This window comes from Bacillus sp. AFS001701 (assembly GCF_002559405.1).
Classification (GTDB): Bacteria; Bacillota; Bacilli; order Bacillales; family Bacillaceae_G; genus Gottfriedia.
The window spans coordinates 27,697-42,060 of the sequence record NZ_NTZO01000009.1; the positions used below are offsets into that span (position 1 = coordinate 27,697).

Consider the following 14,364-nt stretch of genomic DNA (forward strand, 5'->3'; position numbering starts at 1 on the left):
ACGTGTTTAGAACAGAACTTGAAGCGCATTCTAAAGAAGAAGTTAGGTTGTTTGTTGAAAAGCATCGTAGTGATATTTTGCCCAAGCTTAAATACCTTAAAGATTATTATAAGGGCGAACATGAAATATTAAATAAAACGATTGATGATCCATCTAAACCTAATAATAAATTGGTGAACAACTACTCAAAATATATTACGGATATGAACGTAGGTTATTTTGTAGGAGTTCCAATTTCATACACAAATACAGATGATAAGTTAATGAAAGCTTTAGACGAGATTAACGATTACAACGATGAGCAATTAGTAAACCTTGAAATTGCTAAAGAGGCATCGATTGCTGGTTTAGCTTATGAAGTTCTTTACTCAGATAAAGACTCAAAACCAAGATTTAAGAAATTAGATGCTAAAAATACATTCGTTGTACGAGATAATACGCTAGAGGATAATATCGTTTATGGTGTTTATTACCGAGTAACTAAAGATGCAAAACATACTGAGATTATTTATGCAGATGTATATGAAACAAATAAGATTTACCACTACTCAATTAAAGCAGGAAACATCACTTTAGATGATGAGGAAGAACATTTCTTTGGAGATGTACCTATTAATCCTTATTTCAACAATGAGGAGCATATGGGTGATTTTGCTACAGTTATTTCTCTGATCGATGGTTACAATAAAACACAATCTAATACACTTGATGATATGGACCAATTCACAGATGCTTATCTAATGCTTAAGGATATGAATGGTACAACTAGCGACGATGTGAAGGATATGAAAAATAATCGAATTCTGCTAGTAGATGAGAAAGGCGATGCTAAATGGCTCGTTAAAGACATCAATGATGCATGGGTAGAAAACTACAAAACTCGATTAGATGAAGATATTCATAAATTTAGCAACACACCAGCTCTTGATAGTAATGGAGCTGCTGGTTCTAAAACAACAATTGAAATTAAAATGAAATTGTTAGGCATGGAACAGAACAGGGTTAATAAGGAGCGCTACTTTAAGAAGTCATTACAAAGACGTATTGAAATGCTAGTAAACTTCTTAAATATTAAAGGTGCTAATTATGATTACCTAACAGTAAAGCCTGTATTCACTGCTAACATTCCACAGAATGCAGTAGAGCTTGCAGCTTTAGCTAAGGATCTTGTGGGAGTAGTGAGTGATGAAACATTACTTTCTAACCTTCCTATGGTCGAGGATGTGCAAGAGGAAATGAAGCGTAAGAAACAAGAAGATGCAGAGAAAGAAGAGAAATTTAAAAAGTTAATTCCAATCAATACAAATCATACAAATCTTAAGGGCAATAAACCAGGCAACTCAAATTAAGAGGGGCTTTTTTTTATTTGAACTTATTAGGAGGAAATACATTGAAAAACGTATTATCTAAGAAAAAATTTGGATTACCTTTAAACTTACAACTATTTGCAGGAAACGAAGGAGATCCACAAGATCCGAATCCTCAAGATCCACCAAAAACTTATACAGAGGAAGAGCTTCAAGCTAAACTACAATCTGAAACTGACAGACGTGTCACTGAAGCGTTGAAGAAGCAGCAAGCGAAATGGGAAGAAGAGTATAAGACAAAGCTAGAAACTGAGAAGCAAGAAGCACAGCGATTAGCTAAACTTTCTGCTGAAGAGCAAGAGCGTGAAAAGTTTAAAAAGGATCGTGAAGCTTTTGAAGCAGAGAAGATACAACATCAACGTGATGCTTTAGAACTTCAAACAACTAAGATTTTAGCAGATAAGAAGCTTCCTACTCAATTCGCATCTTTCCTAATTACTGAGAATGATGCAGATAAAGTAAAAGCTCATATCGATTCATTTGAGCAAACTTTCCAGGCAGCTGTACAAACAGCAGTTGAGGAAAGAATGAAAGGCACTGCACCAAAGCATCCAGGTACAAATGACAATGCTCCTTTAACTTGGGAGAGTGCTTTAGCAGATTACTATAAAAAATAACAAGGAGGGCATGACACATGCCGGTTACTTTAGCACAAGCAAACGCAACAAAAGTAAATAAAATCGATCAAATTTTAGTTGATACTTTCCGTAGAGCATCTCATTTATTAGATTCTCTTACTTTCGATGATGCTGTTTCACCAGGTACAGGAGGAACAACTTTAACTTACGGATATACTCGTTTAAAAACTGCATCTTATGCTGCAACTCGTGCGCTTAACAGTGAATACACTGCGGGTGAAGCAGAACGTCAACCAGTAACTACTAACCTAGCAGTATTAGGTGGTAAGTACCAAGTAGACCGCGTAATCCAAAGAGCATCTGGTAACTTAAATGAAATTGGTTTCCAAGCAGATCAAAAAATGAAAGCAACAGTTAACCAATTCCACAACTTAGTTATCAATGGTGATAAAACATCTGATGCTAACGGATTCGACGGATTAAATAAAATCCTAGTTGGCCAACCTACTGAGAAAAATACAGGCGCAGTTATTGACCTTTCTACTGGTGCATTAATCACTACTAACTACAAAGCTTTATTATTTGCGATCGATGATTGGTTATCTGAGTTCGATGGTCGTCCAGATGCGCTATTAGTAAACTCTAAAATGAAACTAGTTATGCAAGCAGTAGCTCGTGAAGCTGGCTATAAATCAGCAGTTGAGGATGCTTTTGGTAATAAAATTGATGCTTACGATAACATCCCATTAATCGATCTTGGCTGGTACGCTTCAAATAATGCTGGTGCAACGCAAACGACGCCAGTTTCTCAAATCGTTAACCGTACTGTCGGAACTGCTCAAACAGGTTTAACTGATATGTACGCAGTTCAATTAGGCCTTGATGCATTCCACGGCATTTCTATGGTTGGCGATTCAATCGTTAACCAATACCTACCAGACTTATCTTTACCAGGTGCAGTTAAAGACGGTGAGATTGAGATGGTAGCGGGTGTCGCTTTAAAGAACACTCGAAAAGCTGGTGTATTACGTAATATCAAAATTCAATAATTGATAGGGGGATAACTTATTATGAAATACAAAATCACAACACCAACTGAATTTACAGGCTTAGGAGCAGGAGACTTACCTTTCTTACAAGGCGTAGCACATACTGATGATGAATGGATCGCAGCATGGCACGAGTCGAACGGCTATAAGGTAGAAAAAGTAAAAGCTAAAGCAGCAGCTACAACTGAAACAACTAAGTAAGAGAGTGGATTTATTCCCTCTCTTTTTTCATGGGTAAGGGAGGGAAACCATTTGAAAGATCAAGAGTATTGGATTGAACGAATAGGAAATATAACCGCAAACGTTTATAACGATATTGAATCAAGAAGCGCAATCTTAACTGGCTATTATTCAGATGCTTATGCAGAGATTATTAGCTTAATTGGGGCGCTTTATGCTAAACATTCCAAACAAGGTGAGTTAACTTATCAAGAGATGAGTAAATATCATCGAATGGTGACTTTAGAAAGCCAGGTAAGAGATATTATTAATGGCCTTGGTCAGACTGAGATAGAAGCGAATGAAGACTTTTTAATCGATGCGTATGAGCAAACATTTGAATCGATTAATGAGTTTTATAAAGGTATTGGCTTGAAGTCGAATCTTATCAAGATTAATAAAAAAGCTATCGAGAAAGTTATTTACTATCCTTGGAGTGGCGCAGACTTTTCTTCAAGAATTTGGAATAACAAAACAGCACTAATCAATGGTTTAAGAGAAACATTAGTAAGAGGATTTATACAAGGCCAATCAATTGATGTTATGTCTCGAAATCTTGAGAACAAATTAAACTCAGCGATGAGAGATACAAAGCGTGTAATACGCACTGAATCGGCTCATGTGATCAATCAAGCTAGTATGGACTCATATATCCAACTAGGACTTAAACAAGTTATATGGCTAACAAGACAAGATGAGCGCACATGTGAAGAATGTGGGCCATTAGACAATGAAAAAATGACAATGGATAGTGGACTACTGAAATATAAGGGGAACTTTATCAGCAATCCTTATCATCCGAATTGTAGATGTGCAGTTGCTCCATATTCAAAAGAAATCAATAAATACCTTTAATTAGGTGGTGATTATATGCCAATTTCAGAAGTAAAAACATTAATAGGTATATCAGACAATAGCAGAGATAATGAATTAAACATTATTATTAACAATGCTGCTTCTTTAGTTAGAGAGTATCTTGGGTTATCTACCGTTCCAGCTTCATTAAATTGGATCGTAGATGAAATTAGTATTACCAGGTTTAATCGATTGCACTCTGAAGGAATTTCACAGGAAAAAATAGACACTGTCACGACAACATACTCTGGTAATCTATTAGATCCATATAAAGAAACACTCGATAAGTACCTAGAGAATAATGCAACTGAAAGTAAACAGGGTAGGCTGCGAATGCTATGAGAACAGATGCAAAAGCAGTTTTTTATAAATATACAAGGGTTTCAGATGGTATAGGTGGCACAACAAAAGGACCAGAACAGATTGTATTTACTGGCTACGGTTGTTTGTCTAATGTTGAAAATCCAAGAAACCAAAAAACAACCCGGGTTAATATTACAAAAGAAGCTAAGTTTTTCTTAAAAGGGGTACAACCTCCAAACGATGTGGATTTTGTAGTAATCAATGGTGAGCGATTTAAAATTGCAGACATTGAGAACTTTGGGAAAGTCACTTCTTATACATTAGGGAATGGTAGCCATGTTACTCTTTGAGTTTAATAATGTACGAGAGTTCAAGAAGAGCGTAGGCGAATTGAAAGCAGAAATGGAAGCCGATATAAAGGCAGAAGTTAAAAACGCTACATTAGCCATGGAAACACGAATTAAAAGGGATGCGCCTGTTAATGAGGGTGATTTACGAAAAAGTATTGATCATGAATTTACAAATGGTGGATTGGTTGGTACTGTATACACCACAAAAGAACATGCTCTCTATAATGAATTTGGTACAGGTATTTATGCTGTAGAAGGAAACGGAAGGAAAACACCTTGGGCTTTTCCTAAACGAGCAGCAGGAGCTAAAGAGTACAATTTCCCAATTATTATGATTAATGGAGAAGAGTTTTATTTAACTCATGGACAAAAGCCACAACCATTTTTCTTTAAAAACTTTGACTATATTCGACCTCGCTTTGAGAGAGAACTTGAGAAAATTATAAGAGGTAGGTGAATTAAATGGGAGCTTCAGTTGAGCTTCAGAAAGCTGTTTATAATGCACTTAATGGAACGTATCCAGTATATGATGATGTTTCAACACCTCTACAGATGCCATACATACTAATTGGTGATGAAACTTTAAATAGGAACGATCCAAAAGGCGAGCAACTTTCTGAATTTGTTCTTACAATTCACTCTTTTAGTAATTATTCTGGCTCTAAACAGGCGAAAGAAATGAATGAATACATTATTAATAAGTTAGTAGATCAACGAATTACAGTAACAGGATTTACTGTTTGTCGTAATGGGTTAGAACTAGCAGAAGTTAATAAAGAATTAGATGCGAATCGTGTTACCTTGTCTGATAACGTAATTATTTATCATGGCATTGTACAGGTTCGTTTTCATTTATATAAAGATTCTTAAGGAGGATAACCAATGTTAAAACTTAACTTACAAACATTCGCAGGCGCTTCTAATGGTCGTTACTTCTATGTTGATGTAAATACTGGTACTGATGCTGCTCCTGTTTGGACTAAAGTAGGTGGGCAACGAGATGCAAGTCTAGAGCTGTCAAAAGATGCTATTGAAACTACTTCTAAAACATCTTCTAACGGATACAAAGAGAAGGATCATGGATTAAAAGAATGGTCTATTGAATTTGATTCATTATTTGTTAAATCTGAAGCAGGCTATGCAGCTTTATTAACTGCATTCGATCAAGATAAAGATATTAGCATTCGTATTTCTGATGGTACTGGCACAGGTTCGGCAGTAGCTTGGAAAACTGGTAAGGGTATTATCACTAAAATTAATACTGAATTACCTTATGAGAAAGAAGCAACTTACTCTGTGAGTATTGAAGGAAATGGACCACTAACTTAATAAATTTTAAAAGGAGAGGGAACAATTATGAAACGTATTGTAACTATTAAAACTCAAGATAAAGAAAGACATATGCGCTTTGGAACAAACCAGGTAGTAGAAGTTGAGGAACAATTAGGAACTAGTTTAATGGATGTAATGGATAATCCTAAATTTGGAACTATGCGAACGATTTTTTACGCTGGCCTAAAGTGGGAAGATAAAGAACTTACTCCAGAAGTAGTAGGGGATTTTATGGATGATGTTATTGCAGAACATGGTTTCGAGTATCTGGCTGATAAGATGGGCCAAGCAATTGAAGGAACATTTGGAGATAAACCCAGTGCCATTGAAGGAGAAGCGAAAGCTTGATGTAGAAAAGCTTTTTTCTATCTCCTGTGGTAAAAACGGAGTAGATCCAATTCAATTTTGGGAGCTTACACCTTTAGAGTTAATGTTGATCGATGAGGGTAGGCAAGAACACTATGAGATTATTAGGGCTGCATTTCAAACTGGTTATGTTTCTGCTAAAACTGGTAAAAAATATGAACTGTTTAAAAAGCCTGGAATGCAAAAAATTTCTAGTGAAAGAACAGCCGAACTAGAAAAAGAGTTCGATAGTTTAGATGAGTAGCCAAATGGCTACTTTTCTTTTTATGAAAGAGAGGTGAGATTATGGAAAGAAGAATGGAAGCCATTGTTGGAGTAGATACATCTGAATACGATAGAGGGATGGATGAAGTAGCTAGACGAGCCGATATTGTCTCAAGTCGTATGAGGGCAGCAATGAGAACTGCTAGGGCTGCAATGTTACCTTTTAAAATTCAATTGCAAGATGTTAGAGCAAGGTTTATGGATCTTGGTATGAGTATGGATTCTTATAGAGGAACAAATGCTCAATTCATGAATGATGTAAGAATGTTAGGAGCTGAATACAAAGCAGCTACAGATGCAATGATTGCTAACAACAATTATTTAAGAGGAAGTTTCTTAATGACTGTTGGAACGTTCATGAATATGACAACTCAAGCACAAAGAATTAGCGATAACTATAAACGAATGAGAAACCCAATGTATAGAGTAAATGGTGCAGGATTAGCTATTGCTGGTGCTATGAATCGAATAGCTAATAATGGTAATGCTGCTGTACTTGCATTGAAACTCTTAGGACCTACTGCAAACATGAAAAAGCTTCGTGATATGCAAATGATGATTACTCAAGGCTTAATGAGGTTTCAAATGGTTGCTATGGGTGCTGCTGTGGGTTCTGCTCTTTTATATGGCGCTTTACATAAAGGAGCTATGAAAGCAGATAAAGAGTATAAACAGCTTTTTGAAACAATGAGTAAGAATGTTAAGAAAGCATTTGAGCCTATGATTCAAGCTTTTGCTTCTGTAATGAAGCCTGTTTTTAGATTTATCAATGCAATAGCTCACATTATTACCAAGTTTAATGAAGCTCATCCTACATTAGCAAAATTCATTCAAGGGATCATGATGCTCGTTCCAATACTTACTCTACTCCTATCACCTCTTGCAATAGGTATAGGATTATTAGCAGGATTCCAAGCAGCTCTTTCTAGTCTTTGGGTATTTATAGGTCCAGTTATTACAGGTTTAGCTGCCATGAGTGCTACAGTTTGGATTGTAGCAGCAGCCATTGTTGCACTAGTAGCAGTATTTACTTATCTATGGAAAACAAATGCAACCTTTAGAGATAATGTCATTTCTGCATGGACTGCTATAAAAAATGCAGCGATTAAAGCATGGGATTATGTATTAAACACTGTATTAGTTCCTACATGGAACGCTATAGTAAGTTTTGCTAAACAGATTTGGGGAAGCCTAAAAGACTTCTGGAAACAAAATGGAGATAACATTAAAACAATTGCTAAAGTAGTTTGGGATTTTGTAAAAACGTATGTTGTTAATAACGTAAAAACGATGGTTGCAACTCTAAAAATCTTATGGAATGTATTAAGCTCTGTTGTTACATCGTGTTGGGATCACATTAAAGGTTCTATTTCTGGAGCTGTAAAAGTCATTTCTGGTATTATTGGAGTTTTTGTTTCAGTTTTAACAGGTGATTGGAAAGGCGCTTGGGAAAATGTGAAGAAAATTGGTCAAGGGGCTTGGGAGTTCTTAAGTAATGCAGCCCAGTTAGGTGTAGATGCTTTACTAGGTGTTATTAGAGGTATTGGAAAGTCTATTGGTGGAGAGTTTGAAAAAATGTCTCAATCCTTCTATAACGCTGGTAAAGGCTTCATGGAACAATTGATTAAAGGTATAGGATCAATGGTTTCTAAAGTAACATCTAAAATTGGTGAAGTAGCTAGCCAGGTTCGAGATTTCTTACCGTTCTCTCCTGCTAAAACAGGTCCATTAAGTGATTTAGATAAATTAGATTTTGGAGGGCCGATTGTTACAAGTATCAAAAAAGCTACTCCAATGGTACAAAATTATATGCCTGGTTTAGTTTCGTTACCAACATTAGGAGTTAATACAACTAATAACTATGCTAAGTCTGGTAATACATTTAATTTCTATCCTCAAAAAGCAGTCATAAATGAAGATGATATAGTTCGTCAATTCCAAAGAATGGAGGTGCTATATGGCTGATAAAACTTATTGGATTGATGCTAATGGCACTGAATATTCTTTTGATACACCAAATATAAAAGTGCTATTAGGTATGCGAGGGAAATTCATGCCACCTATCGAGTATGTGGAGGATGAAATTCCTTTGCAACCTGGAACTGTACCTAGAGCTTTCAAAGTTAAACCAAGGGATGTAGATATTCCTTTACAATTTAAAGCGAATTCTGAAGTTGAATTAAGAAACCTTGTAAGAAGCACTTTAAGAATGATTAACCCATTAAAGAGAGATGGACAAATAAAAGTTGTATCATCTGATGGAAGTCAAAGGGTGCTTAATTGTCGTTATACTGGAGGATTTGAAGGGGATGAAGGACAGGAAAACAGTGGTATTCTGTGGCAAAAAGCCTTACTAAGCTTTAGAGCCTTTGATCCATTTTGGTATGACTCTAGTACGGTTGTTCAAACATTCACTACTGGACAGCCAGCCACTTTCTTTCCTTTCTTTCCTCTACGTTTATCATCTTCCACAGTGTTTGCAGATATTGCTATAAATAATCGTGGAGATGTAGAAACCTATCCAGAGTGGATTATCAAAGGGCCTGGAAATGGAATTGTTATTCGTAATTTAACGACAGGTGAAGTTATTAATATAAATACAACACTTAATGTAGGTGAAACGGTAATTATTAATACTAAACCTCTCAAGAAATCGATTAAGAAAACAGATGGAACGAATTTATTCAGCGCTCAGTCGGATGATTCATCATTTTGGGCTTTACAGCCTGGTCAAAATAGCATAAGGATTGAGATGTCTAATGCTACGACAGATTCATCTGTACAACTATCCTATACACCTAGATATTGGAGTCCTTAATTATGTATGAACTTTATGTGAGAGATCAGTATTTTAATAGAGTAGCTGCGATACAGGATTTCCAAAGTTTTGATGCGATCATCCGTTTTAATACTCCAGGTACATGGGTTTTGGAATTACCAACTAACAGTGAAGCAGCTAAAGAGTTAGTAAAGAAGAAATCTGGAATCGTAGTATATAAAGATGGAAAACCATTCATTTCTGGTCCTGTTACTGGCAGGAATAGAAAATGGAGTGGTGGTGTAGATAAATTAACGGTTAATGGTTACGATGATATGATTTTACTTCAAAGGAATCTAGCAATGCCTGGATATTCTGGCTTCCCTTTTAGTTATCGTGATTACGATGTAAAAACAGGAAAAGCTGAAACAGTTATGAAAGCATATCTAAATGCAAATATAGGTGCAAATGCAAGTTCAGAGAGGAAAGTTGAGATTACAACTCAAGCCGATACTGGATTAGGTTATTCAGTTACAGGTAGAGCTAGGTTTCATACTCTCCTTGAGATGTTTACTTCATTAGCTCTTGTAGGTGGAGATTTAGGATTTAGAATTATACAAAAAAACAATGCTTTAGAGTTTCAAGTTTATCAGCCTACAGACAAATCAAAAACTGCTGTTTTCAGTCCATTACAAGGTAATTTATTAGAGTTTGAGTATTTAACAGAAGATCCAGAAGCTAACTACACAATCGTTGGTGGTGGTGGAGAGGGGAAGGATAGAATCATACTTGAGAAAGGTGATTCTACAAGTATCTCTAACTATGGCAGAATTGAAACGTTTTTGGATCGTAGGGATACATCGGATATAGCTGAATTAACTCAGTCTATGGATGAAGAATTATCTTCAAAATCTGAAAAGATGAGTTTGAGTATTACACCAATTGATACTGAAATGTTAGCTTTTGGAACTGATTATAATGTGGGAGATGTGATTTCGGTCATTCTTCCAGATGTAAATGATGCTACAAACTTTGAAAAGATAACAGATGTTGTACGGGAAATTAAAATATCACTAAATCAAGATGGAGTATTGGTTGTGCCAACTGTAGGTACTCCCGATGCTACAAGTAAAAAAACATCTGGAATTTTTGCTAGATTGAAAAAGTTTCATGATCGAATAAGCCACTTAGAAAGGAGATAAATACTATGACTCAAACATATTTCCCTTTTGACTCTGGACAAGGGGCAAATGCTACAGAAGCTATGTGGTCAAAGATGGCTCAACACTGGCTAGGAACTGGAGTAATCAAGGATGTGTTAAATGATTTATCAGTTTACGCTAACTCAGCAGGATTGACTGTCAGAGTTAAATCTGGTGCTGCATATATAAAAGGCCATTACTTCGAGTCTGATGCTGAAGAAGTTTTATCATTAGCTACAGCAGATACAACAAACTCTCGAATAGATCGTATTATAGTTAGATTGGATTGGACAGCAAACACAGTTCAATTAGCAGTGTTACAAGGTACTCCAGCAGTTTCACCTACTGCTCCAGCACTTACGCAAAATAGCTCAAGATGGGAAATCCCATTAGCACAGACTTATGTGGGAACTAATGTAACATCCATTTCTGCGATGATGGTAACAGATGAACGATTTTTCGTTAAAAATTCAAACTATATTTTAGATTCTACTGGTGGAGTAAAAATTAACGCTTCAAGCCTTTCCGATGACATTTTGGCAATCCTCCTATCTTACGGTAAAGGTATTCATACGTTTTATCAAATCTCTGGAGCTGTTAACAATCCTGCTACATTTTCGAGTGTTAGAGGGATGGCTCATTTCACATCTTCTAATACAGGTTGGGTAATAGCTATAGATACAAATAACAATATGTATAATAACTACTGTGATTTAGGAACATGGAAGGGTTGGCAAAAAAGCACGACAGATAAAGCGCCATCATGGTCTACTCTGACCTTGCAAAATGGTGCAACTATTAACAACTCAAGAACACCTAAATATACAAAAATAGGAAATGTAGTGTATGTAGAAGGGGAAATTTCAGCAGGCATTGCAAATAATACAACCATTGGAACATTACCAGCAGGATATAGACCAAAAGATTATTCATTAAATATTGCATGCGCTCATGCGACAGGTGCAATAACTGCTGATGCTGTACTTTCTGTTAGTACTAATGGGCAAATAATACTTATAGTATCAAATGCCACTTATCCAGTATCTTTAAACAATATTCAATTTGTTGCGGAGGTGTAAAGATGAAACAAGTATATAAATTTGATGAGAATAGAATTTACATCGAGCCTGTATTAATCGGAGATGATGATCCTATTCCATTAGATTGTACAGATTTAGAACTTCCTCAACCAAACTACAAGCCTGTATTTAAAGATGGAGCTTGGGTTGAAACGATCACAGAGGAAGAATTAGAAGAAATTCAAAATAAACCAGAGCCTAAATCAGAGCTTGAGGTTGTTAAAGAAGAAAACGCAGTATTGAAGCAACAAGTAATGCAAACAAATATAGATATGCAAGAATTTATGGATTTCATTCTAACAACTATACAACCACAATAGGGGGATAAAACAACATGACAGTATATTCATTCCGTATAGGACCTTACGCAAGAGATATTTATATTTACGGTAGACAAAAATTAGCAACTATTCCTGCTGAATATTATACTCCTGTTGAAAATTACGCAGCTAAGAACTTTACAAGAGGACAAATTTTAAACGCTTTAGAGCCTGGATATATTACTCAAGAGCAATATGATGAAACAGTAGCATTAATAACTGAAGAAGTAGTTTTACCGATGTCTGCACCTACAAATGACTTAATGTAAGGTGTATTTTTTATGGCCTGTTTTTTAACAGGCCTATTTTAATGGAGAGAAGGTAGATCATGGAAGAAATTAATATTATTTCATTGTTACCAAAGCTAATTCAAGGAGCTTTATTATTTTACTTTCTTGTAAAGGTTCTTGATTTCATAACTGGCTTACTAAAGACCTGGAAAGGTGTTTCAGAATACAAATCAAGAGTCATGAGAGACGGGATCATTAGGTGGATTGGTGAGCTAGTAGGGATTGTCTTTGTGTTAGGGCTTGATATATTTTTAGGACTTAACTTTTATTTAACTGGCTTTACACTTGCTCTATTTATCTATAAAGAGGGTGGGAGTATTGTAGAGAACTTAAGAGCGATTGGGGTAGTACTTCCTGCTCAAGTTGAGGATAAATTAAAATCTTTCGATAAAGGAGAGGATACAAATGACTCAATGGAGAAATGATTTTATTCCAAAAAACAAATATACAAGACCAGGTATTTTATTAAGGGATGTCAATAAGATTGTTTTACATTGGACTGCTAATTTCGGTGCAAGTGCTAAAAGGCATGTAACTTATTTTGGAGTGACACTACCAGCTCAAAGCAAATTAGCAGAACAAAAAGGTAAGAAAGGAACTTATGCATCTGCTCATATTTTTGGAGATAAAAACGAATCAGTTTGTATTATTCCTTTAAATGAAGTAGCTTACCATGCAAATGATGTTCAAAAACATAATGAGGATGGTTCAGCATATCGAGGTATTAAAGAAATCGCACCAAATGCTAACTTTTATACTTTAGGTTATGAAATGTGCGTAGAAGAAGATGGAACGATTCACCTGGACACTATTAAACGTGCTATTAGTGATATTGCTGCACTTTGCAAGATTTATAAATTATCAGAAAAAGATATTGTTAGACACTATGATGTAACTGATAAAGATTGTCCTGAGCCTTTTGTAAAGGAAGAAAAATTATTCGAGGACTTCAAAAAACAAGTAGCTTTAGTTCTTAATCCTCCTACACCAAAGCCAGAAGTTATACCTATTGTAAAACCTAAACCTCCTGTTTATCCAGGAGCACTTTTAAAAGTAGGTTCTAAAGGAAGTAATGTTAAATTAGTTCAAGCGATATTAAAAGTTACAGTAGATGGAAAGTTTGGTCCATTAACAGAAAAAGCAGTGAGGGACTTCCAAAAGAAAAAGAGGTTAACAGTAGATGGGAAAGTTGGTCCTAAAACATGGGCTAAATTATTTAATTAAAAGTTCGGTTAAAGTAAGATTTTAAATTTGTTATTGAAAAAGGGACTGCCTAAAACTGACAGTCCTTTGACACTTTTGTTCAACTAAAGCACTGCATTAGCCACCCATGAATCAGTGATTCACAACAGTGAATGGAAGATTATATCGCTCTCCCATGGTAGTTAAACAAGGAATCACCATCATTAAATTAGTTTTTCTATTCAACATTTTACTTTATTATTTTTTCTTGCCTTTCCCAGTTATATAGATTAATAAACCAGTTACAATGAATCCAAAATAATTGATTGAAAATTTTTCTTGTATCAAATAAATAAAAAATATTAAACCCATCATTATCGAATCCAAGTTAGCTATAATCCATACTAATTTCTTTTTTATATTTGTCTTTTTATCAATTTTCAACTGAATTAGTGGTATTACAGTGATTATTGTTATTAACATTAATTTGAGAAAAGAATTATTAACTATTAAATATATACATACATAGAAAAATATTAATCTAAAGAGATGAGCACTTATTAATTTCACCATTTTGTTCTTATTCACCCTGTCATCTTAGTTTTTTACCAATCTCAATAGCTTAAACTTAACGTAAAACTCCTTAATTGCACCTATACTTATTTAATGATTATATCTCAACCATTCTACTTTGTGATTTGGGGGAATTTCGCCTTTTTCATCTAATTTAGTCAATCCTTATTGAACTAAACTGCCATTTTGTTTAATAAAAAAAGCGATCTTCTATTGAAGAATCGCAATGCGTTAGTTACATAAGCCTTAAATAATCTATGGTTTCTATACTTAATCA

20 protein-coding genes are annotated in these 14,364 nt (G+C 35.1%); all 20 read left to right on the forward strand.

The window, feature by feature from the left end:
* Window positions 1-2 precede the first annotated feature (2 nt).
* The 20 genes from CN514_RS00905 to CN514_RS01000 are packed head-to-tail and all read left to right on the forward strand — an operon-like array spanning window position 3 to window position 13,556.
* A complete protein-coding gene (locus CN514_RS00905; RefSeq protein ID WP_176525743.1) occupies window positions 3-1,349 on the forward strand; it encodes a phage portal protein in 1,347 nt (448 codons plus the stop codon).
* Window positions 1,350-1,390: 41 nt separating this feature from the next.
* Window positions 1,391-1,984: a DUF4355 domain-containing protein gene (locus CN514_RS00910; protein WP_176525744.1), complete on the forward strand. Its 594-nt coding sequence runs from the start codon at window positions 1,391-1,393 to the stop codon at window positions 1,982-1,984.
* Window positions 1,985-2,001: 17 nt separating this feature from the next.
* Window positions 2,002-2,994 (forward strand): major capsid protein, encoded by a 993-nt coding sequence (locus CN514_RS00915; protein WP_098230970.1) that lies wholly within the window; start codon window positions 2,002-2,004, stop codon window positions 2,992-2,994.
* 21 nt (window positions 2,995-3,015) lie between these two features.
* Window positions 3,016-3,195: a hypothetical protein gene (locus CN514_RS00920; RefSeq protein ID WP_098230971.1), complete on the forward strand. Its 180-nt coding sequence runs from the start codon at window positions 3,016-3,018 to the stop codon at window positions 3,193-3,195.
* A 51-nt stretch (window positions 3,196-3,246) separates the two neighbouring features.
* A complete protein-coding gene (locus tag CN514_RS00925) occupies window positions 3,247-4,068 on the forward strand; it encodes a minor capsid protein (protein WP_098230972.1) in 822 nt (273 codons plus the stop codon).
* Window positions 4,069-4,083: 15 nt separating this feature from the next.
* Window positions 4,084-4,410, forward strand: coding sequence for a phage head-tail connector protein (locus CN514_RS00930; protein WP_098230973.1), 327 nt, complete (start codon window positions 4,084-4,086; stop codon window positions 4,408-4,410).
* Window positions 4,407-4,721 (forward strand): hypothetical protein, encoded by a 315-nt coding sequence (locus CN514_RS00935; RefSeq protein ID WP_098230974.1) that lies wholly within the window; start codon window positions 4,407-4,409, stop codon window positions 4,719-4,721. Before CN514_RS00930 ends, CN514_RS00935 begins: the two co-directional genes overlap by 4 nt.
* Complete coding sequence (locus CN514_RS00940) at window positions 4,708-5,178, forward strand: HK97-gp10 family putative phage morphogenesis protein (protein ID WP_176525745.1); 471 nt, start codon at window positions 4,708-4,710, stop codon at window positions 5,176-5,178. Before CN514_RS00935 ends, CN514_RS00940 begins: the two co-directional genes overlap by 14 nt.
* A 5-nt stretch (window positions 5,179-5,183) precedes the next feature.
* Window positions 5,184-5,591, forward strand: coding sequence for a tail completion protein gp17 (gene gp17 / locus CN514_RS00945; protein WP_098230976.1), 408 nt, complete (start codon window positions 5,184-5,186; stop codon window positions 5,589-5,591).
* Between the two features lie 12 nt (window positions 5,592-5,603).
* Window positions 5,604-6,050 (forward strand): phage tail tube protein, encoded by a 447-nt coding sequence (locus CN514_RS00950; RefSeq protein WP_098230977.1) that lies wholly within the window; start codon window positions 5,604-5,606, stop codon window positions 6,048-6,050.
* Between the two features lie 27 nt (window positions 6,051-6,077).
* Window positions 6,078-6,401 (forward strand): hypothetical protein, encoded by a 324-nt coding sequence (locus CN514_RS00955; RefSeq protein WP_098230978.1) that lies wholly within the window; start codon window positions 6,078-6,080, stop codon window positions 6,399-6,401.
* Window positions 6,373-6,663 (forward strand): hypothetical protein, encoded by a 291-nt coding sequence (locus CN514_RS00960; RefSeq protein ID WP_098230979.1) that lies wholly within the window; start codon window positions 6,373-6,375, stop codon window positions 6,661-6,663. Before CN514_RS00955 ends, CN514_RS00960 begins: the two co-directional genes overlap by 29 nt.
* Before the next feature lie 41 nt (window positions 6,664-6,704).
* Window positions 6,705-8,648: a phage tail protein gene (locus tag CN514_RS00965; protein WP_098230980.1), complete on the forward strand. Its 1,944-nt coding sequence runs from the start codon at window positions 6,705-6,707 to the stop codon at window positions 8,646-8,648.
* Window positions 8,641-9,501, forward strand: a complete 861-nt coding sequence (locus tag CN514_RS00970; protein WP_098230981.1) for a phage distal tail protein — start codon at window positions 8,641-8,643, stop codon at window positions 9,499-9,501. The genes CN514_RS00965 and CN514_RS00970 overlap by 8 nt, the downstream gene beginning before the upstream one ends.
* Window positions 9,502-9,503: 2 nt before the next feature.
* Window positions 9,504-10,643: a siphovirus ReqiPepy6 Gp37-like family protein gene (locus CN514_RS00975; RefSeq protein WP_098230982.1), complete on the forward strand. Its 1,140-nt coding sequence runs from the start codon at window positions 9,504-9,506 to the stop codon at window positions 10,641-10,643.
* 5 nt (window positions 10,644-10,648) lie between these two features.
* The gene (locus tag CN514_RS00980) at window positions 10,649-11,722 is read left to right on the forward strand and encodes a hypothetical protein (protein ID WP_098230983.1); all 1,074 of its coding nucleotides are present in this window, start codon (window positions 10,649-10,651) and stop codon (window positions 11,720-11,722) included.
* 2 nt (window positions 11,723-11,724) lie between these two features.
* Complete coding sequence (locus tag CN514_RS00985) at window positions 11,725-12,042, forward strand: hypothetical protein (RefSeq protein WP_098230984.1); 318 nt, start codon at window positions 11,725-11,727, stop codon at window positions 12,040-12,042.
* Between the two features lie 14 nt (window positions 12,043-12,056).
* Window positions 12,057-12,311: a hypothetical protein gene (locus tag CN514_RS00990; protein WP_098230985.1), complete on the forward strand. Its 255-nt coding sequence runs from the start codon at window positions 12,057-12,059 to the stop codon at window positions 12,309-12,311.
* A 59-nt stretch (window positions 12,312-12,370) separates the two neighbouring features.
* Complete coding sequence (locus CN514_RS00995) at window positions 12,371-12,757, forward strand: phage holin family protein (protein ID WP_098230986.1); 387 nt, start codon at window positions 12,371-12,373, stop codon at window positions 12,755-12,757.
* Complete coding sequence (locus tag CN514_RS01000) at window positions 12,738-13,556, forward strand: peptidoglycan recognition protein family protein (protein WP_176525746.1); 819 nt, start codon at window positions 12,738-12,740, stop codon at window positions 13,554-13,556. The genes CN514_RS00995 and CN514_RS01000 overlap by 20 nt, the downstream gene beginning before the upstream one ends.
* Window positions 13,557-14,364 lie beyond the last annotated feature (808 nt).